Below are 18,295 nucleotides of genomic sequence, written 5' to 3' on the forward strand. Positions count from 1 at the left end.
AATCTCCCCACTCGGTACCGTCATCCGCGAGCCGTCGCGGACCGGTCAGCTAGGCTGGGACCTAGCATGCGAATGTGATAAAATTAATTTTGAATTTGTAATTGGGATGATGAGAAAAACCTATGGCGTCGCTCTCCATCCGCCATCTGCGCTATTTCGATGCGCTCGCCCGCCAAGGCCATTTCGGCCGAGCCGCGGAGCATTGCGCCATCTCGCAGCCGGCGCTCTCGCTGCAGATCAAGGATCTCGAGGACAGCCTCGGCGTGACCCTGGTCGAGCGCAGCGCCAAGCAGATCCGGCTGACGGCTTTGGGCGAGGAATTCGCCCTGCGCGGTCGCGACATCCTGCGCGCGATCGACGAACTCGCCGATCTCGCCCGCGCCTCGCGCGGCCCTCTCGCCGGGCCGTTGCGCCTCGGCATCATCCCGACGGTCGCGCCTTACCTGCTGCCGAGGCTGATCAAGGCGCTCGTCAGCCGCTATCCGGACATCGAACTCAATCCCCGAGAGGCGCTGACGCGGCTCCTGCTGGAGGATCTGGTGGGCGGCCGGCTCGATGCCGCGATCGTCGCCCTGCCAGCCTCTGAGCCCTCACTCGTCGAGACGGCGCTGTTCGAGGAGGAGTTCGTGCTGGTGCGCTCACGCGACGACGCAGGGCGGCCCGTGCCGAGCACGACGATGCTGCGCGAGATGCGCCTGCTGCTTCTGGAGGAGGGGCATTGCTTCCGCGATCAGGCGCTGGAGGTCTGCAATATTGGCGCGCCGGCCCCGCGCGCGCTGATGGAGGGCAGCTCCCTCTCGACGCTGGTGCAGATGGTTGGCGCCGGCATCGGCGTGACCCTGATCCCGGAGATGGCGGTGGCGGTCGAGATGCGCAGCGCCGCGGTCTCCGTGGCGAGGCTCGAGGCGCCGCGCCCGACGCGCACCATCGGCATGATCTGGCGGAAGACCAGCCCGCTCGCGCGCCAGCTGGCGGAGATCGCCGCGATGGTCGGCGAAGCCGGCCGCGCCGCCATGCGCGATGCCGAAGCCGCATTCCGCCCGCCGGAGCGCTGAACCCGGCAGCCGCGCGGTCAGCGGCTTTCGAGCTGGTCGAGGATGGCGGGGATCTGCTGCTTGACCTTGAAGAAGCCCGCGCCGGCATGGGGCCAGATCGCCGCATCCCACTCCCGCCGCCATTCGCAGAGCGCGATGCCCCGTGCCTCGAGCAGCGGCACCGCCCGCGCCAGCCAGTCATGCAGGGGGCCGCGCGTCACATAACCTGTCGCGATCTGGGTCACGCCCGCCGCCACCGCCCAGTCGACGAGCGCTTCGGGTCTCGCAGCCTGCAGGGTTGTCGCCTCGAACCCCGTCCTCGACGCGGCATCGGCCAGAGCTTCGGCCTCGAAGCGCGCGACGGCCTCCGCCACCGGGCGCGGCGAGCGTAGCGGGCTGGCGGCGAGCGCCGCCGCGGCGCGGATATCGAAGCCGGCGAGGTCATGCGCCTCCAGCCGGCAATCCTCCTCGGTGATCAGCAGGGCCGTCGGCCGGCCGGGCTGCGGGGGCGTGACGCTCCGCAGCGGCCGCGGCGCCGGCAGCCCCTCCGGCTCCTCGTCCTCGAGACCGGCAACGACCTCCGCCAGATCACGCTCCGAGGGGGTGAAGCGCCCTTCGGTGAAGCGGGCGATGTTCCAGGCCTGCGCCGGATAGAATTTTCCGCGGGTATGCAACCCGCCGACCCAGCGCCAGCTCAAGGTGTTGGAGGCGGGATCGCCATCAAGCAGATGCCGCAGGAAGAGATCGGCTCCCAGACGCCAGGGCAGCCTGAGCGTGAAGATCCAGATCGAGGCGAACCACATCCGCGCATGGTTGTGGAGATAGCCGGTGGCCGTCAGCTCCTGCACCCAGGCGTCGAAGCAGGCGAGGCCGGTTCGGCCCTGTTCGGCCGCAGCGATACGGTCGGCCAGAGCGGGATCGGCCGCCACCGCAGCGAGATCGCGCTGCAGCCCCTCGAAATAAGCCGCCCAGACCTGCGGGCGTCGTTCCAGCCAGCCCTTGAAGTAGCCGCGCCAGAACACCTCGCGGATGAAGGCATCGGCCGCCTCGGGCCCGTGATCGGCCAGCGCCGCTTCCACCGTCTCCTGCTCGGTCACGAGGCGCCGGCGCAGATAGGGCGAGAGGCGCGAAACGAAGACGTGCCGCCCCGGGCCGCGATCGGTGTTGCGATGCTCGGCGTAGCTGCGGCCCATCAAAGGGCGGAAGGATTCCAGCAGGGCAAGGCCCGCATTCCGGGTCGCCCTGGTCTTCGCCATCGTCGCAGTCCCATTCGTCATGACCGCTATACGCCGCAGCGATGCCGCACGGGCCTGGCTGCGACTCGATGCCCCAGAGCCGAGCGGCGTGTCGTCTCAGGGCAGGTTTTCGCGCAGCACGATCTCGGTTCGCGGCCGCTCGACACCCTGGGTCGCCGGCAGGCCGGCGCGCAGATTGGCGAAGATCGAGACGCAATCCATCAGCGCCGCTTGCGGGTTCTGGGTGATCACCGCATCCATCGCCCCCTCGATCAGCAGGTCGCGCGTTGCCGGGGTCAGGCCATGGCCGACGAAGACGACCTCCTGCTGGCGACCGGCCTCCTTCAAGGCTCGTGCGATTCCCTCTGGCCCGCCGCCGATGTTGTAGATGCCGGCGAGGTCGGGGTGCTGTGCCAGCAGCGTCTTGGTCTGGCGGTAGTTGCGCGCCTCCTCGTCATGGCCTTCGCGCAGCCCGACGACCTGGATCTGCGGGAACAGATCCTGGAAGAGATGCAGGAAGCCCATCTCGCGCTCCTCATGGGCGCGGTAGCTCAGGCTGCCGGCGATCATCGCGACCTTCGCCGGCCGGTTGCCGATGAAGCGCCCGATCAGATAACCGGCCGTCCGCCCGGCCGAGCGATTGTCGAGGCCGACATAGGCGACGCGCCTCGTATTGGCGATGTCCGAGATCAGCGTCACGGTCGGCACGCCGCGCTCCGCCAGCTGGTCGACCGCCTCGCGCACCGTCGGGTGCTCCAGGGCCATGAAGGCGATGCCGTCGACCTCGCGCCCGACCGCTCTGAGATGCTGCGCCAGCAACTCCGGCCGGAAGCTCTCGATGTGGTCGACCCGCGCGCGCATATTGAACGAGGCGAGTTGTGCCTGCGAGCCGCCGATCAGCCGCCCCAGCATCCCGAGGAATCGGTTGTCCCCCGCCGGCAGGAGGAAGGCGAGCCGCAACGGCCTTAACGCGCTGGCCGGCCGCGCCTCGTCGATCAGATAGCCGATCTCGCCTGCGGCCCGGAGCACGCGCTGGACCGTCAGCGCCCGCACGCCCGGCCGCCCGTTCAGCACGCGGTCGACGGTGGCGGTGGAGACGCCGGCGCGCGCCGCGACATCGTCGATCCGGGCCGAGCGGCTGCGCCGGGGCTTGTCGTCCACGTCCAGAGTCATCGAAGCGAATCCATCAAAAACCATCAGAAACTGAGTTTGACGCCCATCATGCCGGCTTCCTATCGTGATGGGAAGAACACCAGAACGAGCGATCGCGCAGCGATCCGAAGGGAGGAAGAGATGGCCATCGTCACCCGCCGCGCGGTCCTGCGCACGCTTGCCGCCACACCCGCCGCCATGCCGCTGATCGGCTTCCCGCATGTCGCGCGGGCCGCCGAGTTCGAGCTGAAATACGGCAATAACCTGCCGCTGAGCCACCCGCTCAACATCCGCGCCCAGGAGGCCGCGGAGCGCGTCGCGCGGGAGAGCAAGGGCCGCGTCGAGATCAAGATCTTCCCGAACAACCAGCTCGGCGGCGACACGGACATGCTGAGCCAGGTCCGCAATGGTGGGATCACCTTCTTCACCCCCTCGGCGCTGGTGATCGCGACGCTGGTGCCGGTGGCGGCGATCAACGCGGTCGGCTTCGCCTTCTCGGACTACGACCAGGTCTGGAAGGCGATGGACGGCAAGCTCGGCGCCCATGTCCGCGAGGCGATCGCGAAGGTGAATCTCTTCGCTTTCGAGAAGATGTGGGACAACGGCTTCCGCCAGATGACGACCTCGGGCCGCCCGATCGAGCAGGCCAAGGACATGGCCGGCCTGAAGATCCGCGTGCCGGTAAGCCCGCTCTCGATCTCGATGTTCAAGGCGCTCGACGCCGCGCCGGCGAGCCTCCAGTTCAGCGAGGTCTACACCGCCCTTCAGACCCGCGTCGTCGACGCGCAGGAGAACCCGCTGCCGATCATCCAGGTGGCCAAGCTCTTCGAGGTCCAGAAGAGCTGTGCGATCTCGAACCATATCTGGGACGGGTTCTGGTTCATCGCCAACGGGCGCGCCTGGCGCGGCCTGCCGGCCGACCTGCAGAAGATCGTCGCCGATGCCATCAACGACGCCGGCGTGAAGCAGCGCGCCGACATCAAGGCGCTCAACGAGACGGTCCAGGCCGATCTCCAGTCGAAGGGGCTGTCCTTCAACAAGACCGATCCCGACAGCTTCCGCGCCAAGCTGCGCAGCGCCGGCTTCTACAAGGAGTGGCAGGAGCGCTTCGGCAACGAGGCCTGGAGCCTGCTCGAGGACGCCGTCGGCAAGCTCGCCTGAGGCCTCTCGGCTCATCATCGAGAGCCGGCGGGCGATCCCGCCGGTTTTTTCCAGAACCGGCCGCCTCGCGGCCGCGCCTTCCGCCAGACCACTACAAGGACGCCCGCATGAGCCGCTTCTTCGGCCAGATTCGCCAGGCCGGCTATGTCGTGCCCGATATCGAGGCGGCGATGGACTATTGGAGCCGCGTGCTCGGCATCGGCCCGTTCTTCTACAATCCAAAGGTCCCGATCCGGAACTATCGTTACAGGGGCGAGGCCTACGAGCCGCACAACTCGGTCGCGCTCGCCAATTCCGGGCCGCTCCAGATCGAGCTGATCCAGTGCCGCAACGCCGTGCCGTCCATGTACAAGGACTTCATCGATGCCGGCCATAGCGGTCTCCAGCATGTCGCCTACTGGACGGAGGACTACGACGCCGATCTCGCCCGTCTCACGGCGCAGGGGCTTGTGCCGGTGATGTCCGGGGAGGTCGGCGAGCGCGGCCGCTTCGTCTATTTCGACACGCATTATCACCCAGGGACGGTGATCGAACTCTCAGAGGTCGCCGGCCCCAAGGGCGAGATGTTCCGCCTGATCTGCGAGGCCTCCGAGGGCTGGGACGGAAGCGACCCCGTGCGCCCTTTCCCGGACCTCTCGAAGCTCTGATTAGCCTCGGAGCCAGCCCGGGACCTGGCGCCTGGTCGAAACGTCGGCGCCGTCTGATGGCGCCTATGATTGCGAACAAAACCGGAAACTGATCGAGTCCGGTTCATGCTCGCCATCGATTCGCCGGCTCCGGCCGCCAACTATCTCGACCTGCTCAACCCGGCGCAGCGGCGGGCCGTCACCCATGGCGCCGGGCCTGCACCGGCATTGCCGCTGCTGGTCATCGCCGGGGCGGGCTCGGGCAAGACCAATACGCTCGCCCATCGCGTCGCTCATCTCATTGTCAGCGGTGCCGATCCGCGGCGCATCCTCCTGATGACTTTCTCGCGCCGCGCCGCCGCCGAGATGACACGCCGCGTCGGGCGCATCGCCCGCAAGGTGATGGGGGAGGGGGCCGCCGCGGTGACGGACGCGCTGAGCTGGGCCGGCACCTTCCATGGGCTCGGCGCGCGCCTCCTGCGCGATCACGCCGACCAGATCGGGCTCGACCCGGCCTTCACGATCCACGACCGGGAGGATGCTGCCGACCTGATGAACCTGGTCCGGCACGAACTCGGCTTCTCGAAGACGCAGGCCCGCTTTCCGGCCAAGGGCACCTGCCTCTCGATCTATTCGCGTTGCGTCAACGCGCAGACGCCGATCGAGACCGTGCTCACCCGCTCCTTCCCCTGGTGCGCGGCCTGGGGCGCCGAGCTGCGCGAGCTGTTCGCCGCCTATGTCGAGGCGAAGCAACAGCAGAACGTGCTCGATTACGACGATCTGCTGCTCTACTGGGCGCAGACCATGGCCGATCCCGCGCTGGCGGCGGAGATCGGCGAACGCTTCGACCATGTCATGGTCGACGAGTATCAGGACACCAACCGCCTCCAGTCAGCGATCTTGCTGGGCCTCAAACCGGACGGCCGGGGCCTCACCGTCGTGGGCGACGACGCGCAGTCGATCTACGCCTTCCGCGCCGCGACGATCCGCAACATCCTCGACTTTCCGGCCGCCTTCACGCCGCCGGCGGAGATCGTCACGCTCGACCAGAATTACCGCTCGACCCAAGGCATTCTCGCGGCCGCCAATGCGGTGATCGAGTTGGCCGCCGAGCGCTTTACCAAGAATCTCTGGACGGACCGCGCCACGGGCGCGCCGCCGCAGCTCGTCCATGTCCGCGACGAGGCGGATCAGGCGAGCTTCATCGCCACGCGCGTTCTGGAGAACCGCGAGGCCGGCGCCGCCCTGAAGCAGCAGGCAGTGCTGTTCCGCGCCTCCCATCACAGCGGCCCGCTCGAGATCGAATTGACCCGCCGCAACATACCCTTCGTTAAATTCGGCGGGCTGAAATTCCTGGACGCCGCCCATGTGAAGGACATCCTCGCCCTGCTGCGCTTCGTCGAGAACCCTCGCGACAAGGTCGCCGGCTTCCGGTTGATGCAGCTCCTGCCCGGCGTCGGGCCGACGTCCGCGCGGCGTGTGCTGGATCTGGTCGCGGCGGCGCCCGATCCCCTGCGGGCACTGGCGGATGCGCCGGCCCCTCCGCGCGCCGGCGAGGACTGGCCGGCCTTTCTGGCCGTGCTCGGCGCGCTGGCGGGCGGCCGTGCCGGCTGGCCCGCCGAGATCGAACAAGCGCGGCTCTGGTACCAGCCCCATCTCGAACGCATCCACGAGGACGCCGCGACCCGGCAGGCCGATCTGATCCAGCTCGAGCAGATCGCAGGCGGCTATCCCTCGCGCGAACGCTTCCTGACCGAGCTGACGCTCGACCCGCCGGACGCGACCAGCGACCAGGCGGGCGTCCCGCTCCTCGACGAGGATTATTTGATCCTCTCGACGATCCATTCCGCCAAGGGGCAGGAGTGGAAGTCGGTCTTCGTGATGAACGTCGTCGACGGCTGCATTCCCTCCGATCTCGGGACAGGCACCACGGAGGAAATCGAGGAGGAGCGCCGGCTGCTCTACGTCGCGATGACGCGCGCCAAGGACGATCTGCACCTGATGGTGCCGCAGCGCTTCTTCACCCATGGCCAGTCCGCCACCGGCGACCGGCATGTCTATGCCGCGCGGACACGCTTCATTCCCGATGCGCTGCTTGGCCGTTTCGAGCGGACGTCATGGCCGGCAGCACCGGCTGAAGCGGGCCGGACCCCGCGCGAGGGACCGCGTCTCGATCTGCGGGCGCAGATGCGCGGCATGTGGCGTTGATGTCCAGCGGGTCGGAGGCTGCAAGAGGGAGCCGGCGTGCACTCAACCGAGCGAGACGCTGATATTGCGCCGGAACAGTTCCTCGTCATCGGGCGTGCCGCTGATCTTGTCCTGATCCGGCAGCGGCGCCACGAGCGTGAACACCACACCGGAGGCGCGGTACTGCAGCTCGCCCGTGCCGTCCAACTCCGCGGCCAGGACCTTTTCAATCAGCCGCGTCCCGAAGCCGCGCCGGCTCGGACGGGCTTTGACGGGCGGGCCACCCGCTTCCTGCCAGCGGAACTCGATCATCGCCTGCGAGCCGTGGCGGACGACCTGCCAGTCGATGAAGACATGGCCCTCCGGGACGGAGAGCGCCCCGTACTTGACCGCATTGGTCGCGAGCTCGTGCAGCGCCAGCACCATCGCCATGGCTGCCCGCGGCGGCAGGCTGAGATAGGGACCTCCGACCCGGAAGCGCCGCGATCCCGGCATGTCGAACGATTCCGTTGCGCTGGCGACGATCTCGGCGATGGTGGCGCTCTGCCACTCCTCCCGCGTCAGCAGGTCATGGGCCGAGGCGAGCGACTGCATCCGCGCCGTCAGAACCTCCGTGGCCTCCTTCAGCGATTCGGCATGGCGCAGCGTCTGGGTCGCGATCGACTGGATCGTGGCCATCGAGTTCTTGACCCGGTGCTTCAGCTCCGCCGTCAGCAGCAGCCGCTGCTCCTCGTTGCGGCGGCTCTCGGTGACGTCGAGGGTCACGCCCGACATGCTGATCGGCCGGTCATCCGCCGCGTAATGCGGACGGCCGCGCGCCATAATCCAGCGTGTCTGCCCGGCCGGGGTGCTGATGCGGTACTCGAGTTCGTAATCCTCATGCCGCGCAATCGCCTCCTGCACGGCGAGCTCCATCTTCGGGCGGTCCTCGGGGAGGATCGCGGCGATCAGGTCTTCATAGGCGAAGGGCTCCTCCGCCCGGCGGCCGAAATTCGCCTTGCAGATGTCGGAACAGGTGAGACGCAGATCGGTCAGGTCGAGCGTCCAGGAGCCGAGCCGTGCGGCGCGGATGGTGAAGCGCAGCCGTTCCTCCGAGAGCCTGAGATCGCGCGTGCGCCGCTCGACCTCCTTCTCCAGCTTGTCATGGTCCTGCTGCAGCCGCACGAGCCGGTCCCGCTCCAGCGTGACGTCGAACTGCGAGGCGAAGAAATAGGAGAGGTGGCCGTCCTCGTCGAAGACCGGGGAGATCAGCACGCGGTTGTGGAAGCGCGAGCCGTCCTTGCGGTGGTTGATGATCTCCAGCTCGATCTGGGCGCGGCGGCCGATCGCGTCCCTGAGCCGCGCGATGTCGCGCGGGTCCGTCTCGGGGCCCTGCAAAAAGCGGCAATTACGCCCGATCACCTCCTCGCGCTGATAGCCCGTCAGCCGCAGGAAGGCATTGTTGGCGAAGACGATCGGGTTGTCCGGCTGGTTCGGATCGGTGATCAGCATCGGCATCCGCGTCGCGCGCACAGCGGAGGCGAAGGGATCGGAGGACTTCCCGATCTTCTCGATCTCCGCGTCAATGCGGCTGTGCTCGGTCTGCGCGGTCATCGGGATCGGGAACTCCGGAATCGGACCTCGGGGAGGGGCGTTGCGGTCTTGGTTTCGTCCCCACCGGCCAGCCGGCTGGCCCGGCCCGGACTGCACGGGATGCAACCGGACAGGAGGGGCTGGTGCGGAACGCGCGGGATCTCCACCCGTTCCCGCCGCGGAGCAAGGCCCGTCGATGCGCTCAGCACGAGGCGATGAAGCGTGCCGCCTCGCGCTCAAGCCCTAGGGGGCTCTGCGACAGCCCCGACGCAACGCCTGAGCGCTCCTCGCTTTCGTCGGGATGCAGCGGCAGCGGCGTGGCCATCAGGCCCTCCGCCCTATTGGTTAAATCGTCGTCGTGAAAGGCGATCTGCGTGTCCATGGCTTCCTCTTGGCGCGGCGTCCTTATGCTCCCGATCGGCCCGCTGCGAAATGGCAATGTCCTAAGGGCTACCCTGCGCTCCAAAAAACGTGACGGATTGAACGCTGATGCGGGCCGAGCGGAGACGGCGAGCCGATGGTTGGGTCGTCCGGCAGGGACGATGATATGGATCGACCGGCGCGTGCCGCCGGAACCGCGTGCAGCAAGCGGCGTTGGCTGGCAGTTCAATGCGAGGAACGATGATGAAGACTCCGCTATTCGTGCTGGCGCTGACCGCGACCTTGGCCCTGGGCGCCTGCAATCCGCTCGAGACCGGCCCCGTCGGCAATGCGAATGTGCCCCAGCCGCGAAAGGCGGTCGATCTCGGTCGCTATGTCGGGACCTGGTACGAGCAGGGCCGCTACGAGGCGAGCTTCCAGAAGGGCTGCGAGGGCGTCACGGCGCAGTACACGGCGAAGCCTGACGGAACGGTTGCAGTGGTGAACTCTTGCCGCCAGGGCAGCCCGACGGGGCCGCTGCGATCGGCCGACGCGACCGCGCGCATCGTCGAAGGCTCGAACGGCGCCAAACTCAAGGTCAGCTTCTTTCGTCCCTTCGAGGGGGATTACTGGGTCCTCGACCGGGCCGACGATTACGGCTGGGCGATCGTCGGCGAGCCGTCGGGACGCTATCTCTGGCTGCTGACGCGCGAGCGCAGGATCAGCCCGCGCCAGTATGAATCACTCGTCGCCAGGGCGCGGACCCTCGGTTACGACACCACGCTCTTGCGGCGGACGCAGCAGTAAGCGAGGCGCTGTGCCCGCACTGGCCAGTCCGAGGCCCTAGATCACGCGCGAGCGGATGGTCGCCGTGACGATCTCGGTGACGACGACGACGGCGAAGATCACGAGCAGCACCAGCCCGACCTGGTCCCAGTAGAGATTGTCCATCGAGGCCTGCAAGGCCACGCCGAGACCGCCGGCGCCGACCAGCCCGAGCACGGCGCTTTCGCGGACATTGATGTCCCAGCGGAACAGGCTGACCGCGAGAAAGGCGGGTTTCACCTGGGGCCAGAAGCCCTTGAGCAGGATGGCGCGCCGTGAGGCGCCGGCGGCGCGCAGAGCCTCGATCGGCCCGGCCTTGGCCTCCTCGATCGCCTCGGACAGGAACTTGCCCGTGAAACCGATCGAGTGAACCGCGACGGCCATCACGCCCGCCAGCGCGCCGGGACCGAAGACCGCGACGAAGAGCAGGGCCCAGACCAGCGTGTGGACCGAGCGGGTCGAGACCAGGATGAAGCGCCCCAGCGCATTGACGATCGGCGAGGGCGCGACATTGCGGGCGCACATCAGCGCGACCGGCGTGGCGAGCAGGATGGCGAGGATCGTCCCGAGTGTCGCGGTGTGCAGGGTCTCGACCAGCGCGGTGCCGACGGTGGTGCCGAAATAGGCCCAATCGACCGGCCACATCCGGCCGAACAGATCGGCCGTCTGCTGGGGCGCATCATACAGGAATTCGGGAATGACCTCGATGGTCTGGACCGACCAGCCCAGCGCCAGCGCAGCCAGCCCCCAGAAGGCGAGCCTCAGTCCGCGCTCCAGCGGCGTGAATCGGCGCCAGAGACGACCCGCGGGCGTCTCGACCACGATGCCCGACGGCGCCTCGTCCTGGTAGATCCGCCGCATGAAGGCGGACAGGACCTCGCCGGCCATCACGGTCACGATGATCGCGATGATGATGGTCAGAACGAAATCATAGTCGAAACGCTGGAAGGCGGTGAATAGTGTCGCGCCGATGCCGCCGCCGCCGACGAGGCCGACGAGCGCGGAATTACGCAGGTTGGAATCGAGCTGATAGGCGGCAAAACCGATGAAGCGCGGCAGCACCTGCGGCACCACGCCCATCGTCACCACCGAGAGGAACGGCGCGCCGGCGGCGCGCAAAGCCTCGATCGGCTTCATCGACATCTCTTCGATAGCTTCGGCGATCAGCTTGGCGATGAAGCCGAGCGTCGCGACCACCAGCGCCATGACGCCGGCGAGCGCGCCGAACCCGACCGCCTTGACGAACAGGATCGCGACGATGACGGGGTGGAAGGTGCGGCACAGCGCGATGACGCCGCGCGCCGCCACCGTGACCGGCAGGGGCATCAGGTTGCGCGCCGCGAAAAGTCCGAGCGGCAGGGCCAGCAGCACGCCGATCGCCGTCGCGATGATCGCGATCTGCAGCGATTCCAGCATGCCCGACCACAGGAGCTGCATCTTGTCGGCGGCGGTGTTGGGCGGAAACATCCGCCCGATGAAGCGGGCGCCATTGTCCAGCCCCTGGACGAAACGCTCCCAGCGGATGTCCAGGATCTGCGCCGCATAGGCGACATAGGCGAGGAACAGCGCCGCGCCGATGCGCAGCGGCCAGTTCGGCGGAAAGGCGCGGGCCCGCAGGTTGCGGGAGGCGAGGGCGGGGGCGCTCATTCCATCCAGCCTTCGCCGCCATAGATCTCGGCGAGATGGCTGTCCTGCAGCCCGGCCGGCGGTCCGTCATAGACGACGACGCCCTTGGACATGCCGACGATCCGCAGCGCGTAGCGCTTCGCCAGCGCGACATTGTGGATGTTGACGAGCACGGGAATATCCCGCTCGCGCCCAACCTGGGCGAGCAGTTCCATGATCTCGACCGAGGTCTTGGGATCGAGCGAGGAGGTCGGCTCGTCGGCGAGAACGAGATCGGGATCCTGCATCACGGCGCGCGCGATGCCGACGCGTTGCCGCTGCCCGCCCGAGAGCTGGTCGGCCCGCCGGGTGGCGAAATCGCCGAGCCCGACCGACTCCAGCAGCGCGAAGGCGCGCGCGATGTCGGCCTCCGGAAAGCGCCGCGTCCAGGCACGCCAGACGGGCACATAGCCGAGACGGCCGCAGAGCACGTTCTCGATGACGGTCAGCCGCTCGACGAGATTGTACTCCTGGAAGACCATGCCGAGCCGGCGACGCGCCTGGCGCAGCGCCTCACCCTGGAGCTTCGCGAGATCCGTGCCGCCGAGCATGATCGAGCCGGAGGTCGGATCGACCAGCCGGTTGATGCATCGGATCAGCGTCGACTTGCCGGTGCCCGACGGGCCAATGATGGCGACGATGCCGGGCTCAGACACGGTCAGGGAAATGTCGCGCAGCACCGGCTGTCCGGGCCGGTACTCCTTGACGAGGTTACGGATGACGAGCGCCCGGCCCTGGCCGGACGCCACAGGCAGGGCGCTCATGATGGGAAAACCTCGTTGGGCGACGGCGTGGGCGGGTCAGGGTGCCTTGGGAGGCGCCGCGTTCTTCTTGGCGAGCGCATCGGCCTCGCGCTTGGCCTCGGCGTCATAGGCCGATTTGTTGTAGGGCGTGCCCGACTTCTCGGCCACGTCCCGCACCACGGCCCAGTCCTTCTGGTAGGTGATCGGCAGGAAGCGGTCGTCGCCGTTGAACTCCTTGGTCATTTCCGGGGTGAAGCGGAAGGAGAAGAAGCACTCGGTCAGCTTCTTGGCGAGCTCGGGCTTGAGGTCGTGGGCATAGGCGAAGGACGAGGTCGGGAACACCGCGCTGCGGTAGATCTCGCGCACGTCCTCCTTCTTGATCGTGCCGCGCACGATCATGCGCTCATAGACGTCGCCCGCGACCGCGCCCATGTCGTAGTCGCCCGAGACGACGCCGAGGATCGACTTGTCGTGCCCGCCGGACATCAGCGGCTTGTAGTCGACGTCGGCCGTCAGCCCATGCTCCGGAAAGAGCACGCGGGGCGCGAGATTGCCGGAATTGGACGAAGGCGAGGTATGGGCGACCTTCTTGCCCTTGAGGTCGGAGAGCTTCTGATAGGGGCTCGACGCCTTCACCACGGCGACGAGATTGTAGCCGCGCACTTCCGACCCGACGCCCTTCGCGGCGAAGGGCACGGCACCCGCGAGGTTGACCGCGAAGCCGGTCGGCCCGGTCGAGAAGCCGGCAAAATGCAGGCGGCCCGAGCGCATGGCCTCGATCTCGGCCGAGTTGGACTGGACCGGGTAGTAGACGATCCGCTTGCCCGTGCAGGTCGCGAGATGATCGGTAAAGGGCTTGAAGATGTTGGCGTAGACGGCTGGATCCTCGACCGGCGTATAGGCCCAGACCAGCGCCGAGGGATCGCGCCACTTCTTCGGATCGGTCGGCGCATCGGCGACGAGATCGCCGTTCGCGTCGCAATACATCGTGTCGAGCTGGCCGCGGTTCGGGCAGGCATCCTGCGCCGCGGCGTCGCCGCTCCACGCGCTCAGGCTCAGCACCAGCAGCGAGACTGTGGCTGCGAGTTGGGTCGTTTTCCGGCTCATCGTACGTTTCCTCTCACGCTGCCGGTTCGACCGGCTTGTTCCAGGTATGTGACACAAAACCGTCATATTCAACCCGGTCTTGGCCGCCGTCCCGCCCGGCCTCGCGCCGTCGCCGTCCTCCGGCGCCCATGCCGTTGGGAGAGGCGCTGCGGGCGTAGCCGGCAAAGGGGGAGGGGTGACAGGCCGCCGCTGGATGTGACAGTTTGATGACGCGCAGCGGTGGATTCAGCTCTGCGACGCAAGTTCGGCCTCGATGTCGAACGCGGACAACGTCTCTGGGAGGTCATCGTGGTGGTGAAGAAGTGGGTTCTGGCGTTGGGCCTCGTCCTGACGTCCTCGGTCGCCCTGGCTCAGACACCGGCCGGCAAGGTAACGGTTGTGACGTCGTTCTCGAAGGACGTGACCGACCCGATCAAGAAGGCTTTCGAAAAGGCGACTCCCGGCGTTACCCTCGAGGTCCAGAACCGCAACACCAATGCGGGGGTGAAATACATCGAGGAGACGAAGGCCAACAACCAGGTCGACCTGTTCTGGGCCTCGGCGCCGGACGCCTTCGAGGTGCTCAAGGGCAAGCAGTTGCTGTCCGCCTACAAGCCGAAGGCGAGCGGCATCCCCGAGAAGATCGGCTCCTATCCGATCAACGACCCCGCCGGGTTCTATTCGGGCTTTGCGGCCTCCGGCTACGGCATCATGTGGAACGAGCGCTATGCCCGCGCCAACAAGCTGCCCGAGCCAAAGGAGTGGCAGGACCTCGCCAGGCCGGTCTTCTTCGACCATGTCGCGATCGCCGCGCCCTCTCGCTCCGGCACGACGCATCTGACGATCGAAACGATCCTCCAGGGCGAGGGCTGGGACAAGGGCTGGCGCACGATCAAGGAGATGGCGGGCAATTTCCGCGCGATCAACGAGCGCTCCTTCGGCGTGCCCGAGCAGGTCAATTCCGGCCAGGTCGGCGTCGGCATCGTCATCGACTTCTTCGCCTTTTCGGCGCAGGCCTCGGGCTTTCCGGTCAAGTTCGTCTATCCGAGCGTGACCACGGTGGTGCCCGCCAATGTCGGCATCGTCGCCAACGCCCCGAACAAGGCGGCCGCCGAGGCCTTCGTCGAGTTCCTGCTCTCGCCGGCGGGACAGGAGGTCCTGCTCGAGCCGGGCATCCGCCGCCTGCCGGTGAACCCGGCCGTCTACGCCAAGGCCGGCGCCGACTACCCTAACCCCTTCACCGATCCGCGCTTCCAGAAGATGATCGGCTTCGACGTCGACAAGTCGGAAGGCCGCACCGCTGTCGTCGACACGCTGTTCGACCAGCTGATCTCCTTCCAGCTCGATGCGCTCAAGGGCGTCACCAAGACGCTGCACGAGGTCGAGGCCGCCCTGGCCAAGAAGCCGAACGCGCAGGCGAAGGCTCTGCTCGACGAAGCCCGGAACCTCATCGCCGCCATGCCAGTCAGCGAGGCGCAGGCCTCCAGCGCCGAGCTTCGCGGCGCCTTCACCGGCGGCAAGGAGAAGGGCGCGCGCCAGGCCGAGGTCGAGGCGCAATGGGCGAGCTTCGCCCGCGACCACTACGCCAAGGCCAAGGCCAAGGCCGAAGAGGCACTCAAGGCGGCGCGCTGAGCGTTAACCCATCCTCGCGTCATCCCGGACGCAGCGAAGCGGAGATCCGGGACCCATGCCGGACCAGGTCAGGAATGGATCGCGGATCGGCGCGGCTTCGCCGCTCGTCCGGGATGACGGCGCGCCCTCGGTTCAACGATCAGGACGGGCATGACCGCCATCCCCACAGCCACCCTCCCTCGCGCCCGCCGGCTCTCCGCCACGCCAGGCCAGATCGCGCTGGCGCTGGCGATCGCGGCCTTCCTCCTGCTGTTCCTGGGGCTGCCGGTCGGGACCGTGCTCTACGTCGCCTTCACCGAGAAGGGCACGTCCAACTTCACGCTTGTGAACTTCTACGACTTCGTCCGCACCGAGCTGTTCATGCGCTCGCTGGGGAACTCCTTTTACGTCTCCGCCATGTCGGTGGTCTGGGCCTCCGTCTTCGCCCTGCCGCTCGCCTATCTGACGACGCGTTTCGTCTTCCGCGGCGCGATGCTGGTGCAGACGCTCGGCTTCCTGCCGCTGATCATGCCGCCCTTCGTGGGCGCGGTCGCGATGCAGCTCTTCTTCGGCCGCAACGGCTCGATCAACCTGCTGCTGGATGAGTGGTTTGGCTTCAAGATCGGCTTCATGGAGGGGCTGAACGGCGTCATCTTCGTCCAGTCGGTCCACTATTTCCCCTTCATCCTGATCAATCTCTCGGCGGCCCTGCGCAACATCGACCGGGCGATGGAGGAGGCGGCGCAGAATCTCGGCTCCTCGGGCTTTCGCCTGTTCCGCCGCATCGTCTTCCCGCTCGCGCTGCCGGGCTATCTCGCCGGCGCCTCGCTCGTCTTCGTCAAGGTCTTCGACGATCTCGCGACGCCACTCCTGCTCAACGTCAAGGACATGCTGGCGCCGCAGGCCTATCTGCGGGTGACCTCGATCGGCATCGCCGACCCGATGGGCTATGTCATCTCGGTCGTGCTGATCGTCGCCTCCGTCATCGCGATGTGGCTCTCGGCACTGGCGCTCAAGGGGCGCGACTACGCCACCACCCAGCGCGGCGGCGGCGGTCTGGCCCGGCGCGTCATGACCCCCTGGGAGGCCGTGCTCGGCTATGGCGTCGTCATCCTGATCCTGGCGCTGGTGCTGGCGCCGCATCTCGGGCTGCTGCTGCTCTCCTTCGCGACGATCTGGTCGTTCTCCCCGCTGCCCGACGCCTTCACCACTGCGCATTACGCCCGCGTCTTCGGCGAGAGCTCGGTCTACATCAAGAACACGCTGATCTACGCGACGCTCGCCGGTGGCATCGACATCGTGCTCGGCGTCGCGATCGCCTATCTCGTCCTGCGCACCAAGCTGATCGGGCGCGAATGGCTGGACTGGGCGGCGTCAGCCGCGCTCGCCATTCCCGGTGTGGTGCTCGGCATCGGCTATCTTCGGACCTTCTACGGCATCACCCTGCCGGACGGCACGCCGCTGGCGTCGCTCTGGATCACCATCGTGCTCGCGCTCGCGATCCGGCGCCTGCCTTATGCGCTGCGCGCCTGCTACGCCGCGCTCCAGCAGATCTCGGTCTCGCTCGAGGAGGCGGCGGAAAACCTCGGCGCCACTAAAGCCAGGACCGTCAGGCGGGTCGTCGTGCCGCTGATGGCGGGCGGCATCCTCGCCGGCTTCGTCACCAGCTTCTCGACGGCGGCGGTCGAGCTTTCGGCGACGCTGATGCTGGTGCAGTCGAACTCCGATGCGCCGCTCGCCTTCGGCCTCTACGTCTTCATGCAGTCGGCCGCAGGCCGGGGGCCGGGAGCCGCGCTCGGCGTCGTCGCCGTGCTGCTCGTCGCCCTCTGCACGTTCCTCTCGCATCTCGTGATCGAGCGCAGCCAGCGGGCCAAGGGCATGGGCCAGTGATGAAGAACGAGCCAGCCATGACGATGAAAACCGACCTCGCGAGCCCGGCCGTCTCGGTCGATATCGAGGGGGTCAACCTGTCCTACGGCGACAACCATGTCCTGAAGAGCGTCGACCTTTCGATCAGGCCGGGCGAATTCTTCGCCTTCCTCGGCCCCTCGGGCTGCGGCAAGACCACGCTGCTGCGGCTGATCGCCGGCTTCAACCAGGCCGAGACCGGCCGCGTGCTCGTCGGCGGCAAGGACGTCTCGGGGCTGCCGCCCTGGAAGCGCGATGTCGGCATGGTGTTCCAGTCCTATGCGCTCTGGCCCCACATGACGGTCGCGCGCAATGTGGCTTTCGGCCTGGAGGAGCGCGGCGTGCCGCGGGCCGAGACCGCCCGGCGGGTCGCGCAGGCCCTCGATCTCGTCGGGCTCGGCCATCTCGCCGAGCGTCGGCCTTCGCAGCTTTCGGGCGGGCAGCAGCAGCGTGTCGCGGTGGCGCGGACGATCGCGGTCGAGCCGAAGATCCTGCTGCTGGACGAGCCGCTCTCCAATCTCGACGCCAAGATGCGGGTTCAGGTCCGGCGCGAACTGCGCGACCTGCAGCAGCGGCTCGGCCTGACGACGATCTTCGTCACCCACGACCAGGAGGAGGCAAATACGATCTGCGACCGGATCGCAGTGATGAATGACGGCGTGGTCCAGCAGGTCGGGACGCCGATGGAGCTCTATGAGCGCCCGGCCAACCTCTTCGTCGCGAATTTCCTCGGCACCGCCAACATCCTCGATGGGCGCGTCGTCGGCACCGGCGCGGAGCGCCATTTCGTCATCGAGGGCGGAATCCGGCTCCCACTCCCGGCGGATGCCGTCGTGCCCGCAGGGGCGAAGCTGGTGTTCCGGCCCCAGCATGCCGCGTTGACGGACGCCAGCGGCCAGGCCGGCGACGGGTTGGCATTGCCCTGCGTCGTGGCGCATCGCGAGTTCCTTGGCGCGAGCGTGCGCTATGGTGTGCGCGTCGGTGCCACCGAAGTTGCGGTCGACACGCCCTTCCGCTCCGGGCGGGACCTGCACGAGATCGGCAGCCGCGCCATCGTGACGCTCTCGCCCCATGCCCTGATCTGGCTGACGGGTTGATTCCGGCCCGCGCGATCCCGGCGCCCGCAGGAA

The 18,295-nt window shown here is 67.6% G+C and carries 15 protein-coding genes; 8 read left to right on the forward strand and 7 right to left on the reverse strand.

The annotated features are described in order from the left end of the window. Positions 1–122: 122 nt before the first annotated feature. Positions 123–1,055 (forward strand): hydrogen peroxide-inducible genes activator, encoded by a 933-nt coding sequence (locus tag ACFPN9_RS24030; protein ID WP_377817742.1) that lies wholly within the window; start codon positions 123–125, stop codon positions 1,053–1,055. Between the two features lie 17 nt (positions 1,056–1,072). Here ACFPN9_RS24030 and ACFPN9_RS24035 read toward each other — a convergent pair whose 3' ends face one another. Then, positions 1,073–2,290, reverse strand: a complete 1,218-nt coding sequence (locus ACFPN9_RS24035; protein WP_377817743.1) for an FAD-binding domain-containing protein — start codon at positions 2,288–2,290, stop codon at positions 1,073–1,075. Positions 2,291–2,386: 96 nt separating this feature from the next. Next, positions 2,387–3,442, reverse strand: coding sequence for a LacI family DNA-binding transcriptional regulator (locus ACFPN9_RS24040; protein ID WP_377817744.1), 1,056 nt, complete (start codon positions 3,440–3,442; stop codon positions 2,387–2,389). A gap of 120 nt (positions 3,443–3,562) precedes the next feature. Between ACFPN9_RS24040 and ACFPN9_RS24045 the strand changes: the two genes are divergently transcribed. The 3 genes from ACFPN9_RS24045 to ACFPN9_RS24055 all read left to right on the forward strand — a co-directional run bounded on the left by ACFPN9_RS24045 (position 3,563) and on the right by ACFPN9_RS24055 (position 7,416). Then, positions 3,563–4,582 carry a TRAP transporter substrate-binding protein gene (locus ACFPN9_RS24045; RefSeq protein ID WP_377817745.1) on the forward strand — a complete coding sequence of 340 codons (1,020 nt, stop codon included), beginning with the start codon at positions 3,563–3,565 and terminating at the stop codon, positions 4,580–4,582. Positions 4,583–4,689: 107 nt separating this feature from the next. Continuing rightward, on the forward strand, positions 4,690–5,229 hold the full coding sequence (locus ACFPN9_RS24050) for a VOC family protein (RefSeq protein ID WP_377817746.1): 540 nt from the start codon (positions 4,690–4,692) through the stop codon (positions 5,227–5,229). A gap of 105 nt (positions 5,230–5,334) precedes the next feature. After that, a complete protein-coding gene (locus tag ACFPN9_RS24055; RefSeq protein ID WP_377817747.1) occupies positions 5,335–7,416 on the forward strand; it encodes an ATP-dependent helicase in 2,082 nt (693 codons plus the stop codon). 42 nt (positions 7,417–7,458) lie between these two features. On the opposite strand, the gene ACFPN9_RS24060 is transcribed toward ACFPN9_RS24055, so the two are convergent. Continuing rightward, complete coding sequence (locus tag ACFPN9_RS24060; protein ID WP_377817748.1) at positions 7,459–8,988, reverse strand: PAS domain-containing protein; 1,530 nt, start codon at positions 8,986–8,988, stop codon at positions 7,459–7,461. Between the two features lie 181 nt (positions 8,989–9,169). Then, positions 9,170–9,349: a hypothetical protein gene (locus ACFPN9_RS24065; protein ID WP_377817749.1), complete on the reverse strand. Its 180-nt coding sequence runs from the start codon at positions 9,347–9,349 to the stop codon at positions 9,170–9,172. 242 nt (positions 9,350–9,591) lie between these two features. Between ACFPN9_RS24065 and ACFPN9_RS24070 the strand changes: the two genes are divergently transcribed. Next, positions 9,592–10,134 (forward strand): lipocalin family protein, encoded by a 543-nt coding sequence (locus ACFPN9_RS24070; RefSeq protein WP_197431998.1) that lies wholly within the window; start codon positions 9,592–9,594, stop codon positions 10,132–10,134. Positions 10,135–10,170: 36 nt separating this feature from the next. Here the strand turns inward: ACFPN9_RS24070 and phnE are convergent, their stop codons facing one another. From phnE to phnD, 3 genes are read right to left on the reverse strand one after another with little or no spacing between them, the layout of a single operon-like run. After that, positions 10,171–11,799, reverse strand: a complete 1,629-nt coding sequence (phnE, locus tag ACFPN9_RS24075; RefSeq protein ID WP_377817750.1) for a phosphonate ABC transporter, permease protein PhnE — start codon at positions 11,797–11,799, stop codon at positions 10,171–10,173. Continuing rightward, positions 11,796–12,581 carry a phosphonate ABC transporter ATP-binding protein gene (gene phnC, locus ACFPN9_RS24080; RefSeq protein WP_066735677.1) on the reverse strand — a complete coding sequence of 262 codons (786 nt, stop codon included), beginning with the start codon at positions 12,579–12,581 and terminating at the stop codon, positions 11,796–11,798. Before phnC ends, phnE begins: the two co-directional genes overlap by 4 nt. A gap of 36 nt (positions 12,582–12,617) precedes the next feature. After that, the gene (gene phnD / locus ACFPN9_RS24085) at positions 12,618–13,667 is read right to left on the reverse strand and encodes a phosphate/phosphite/phosphonate ABC transporter substrate-binding protein (protein ID WP_067989362.1); all 1,050 of its coding nucleotides are present in this window, start codon (positions 13,665–13,667) and stop codon (positions 12,618–12,620) included. A 291-nt stretch (positions 13,668–13,958) separates the two neighbouring features. Between phnD and ACFPN9_RS24090 the strand changes: the two genes are divergently transcribed. The 3 genes from ACFPN9_RS24090 (at position 13,959) to ACFPN9_RS24100 (ending at position 18,262) form a co-directional block, all read left to right on the forward strand. Then, positions 13,959–15,278, forward strand: coding sequence for an ABC transporter substrate-binding protein (locus ACFPN9_RS24090; protein ID WP_377817773.1), 1,320 nt, complete (start codon positions 13,959–13,961; stop codon positions 15,276–15,278). Between the two features lie 150 nt (positions 15,279–15,428). After that, positions 15,429–17,147 (forward strand): ABC transporter permease, encoded by a 1,719-nt coding sequence (locus ACFPN9_RS24095; RefSeq protein ID WP_377817751.1) that lies wholly within the window; start codon positions 15,429–15,431, stop codon positions 17,145–17,147. 17 nt (positions 17,148–17,164) lie between these two features. Then, complete coding sequence (locus ACFPN9_RS24100; RefSeq protein WP_377817752.1) at positions 17,165–18,262, forward strand: ABC transporter ATP-binding protein; 1,098 nt, start codon at positions 17,165–17,167, stop codon at positions 18,260–18,262. Positions 18,263–18,295 lie beyond the last annotated feature (33 nt).

The sequence above is a fragment of the Allobosea massiliensis genome (assembly GCF_042655245.1).
Classification (GTDB): domain Bacteria; phylum Pseudomonadota; class Alphaproteobacteria; order Rhizobiales; family Beijerinckiaceae; genus Allobosea; species Allobosea massiliensis.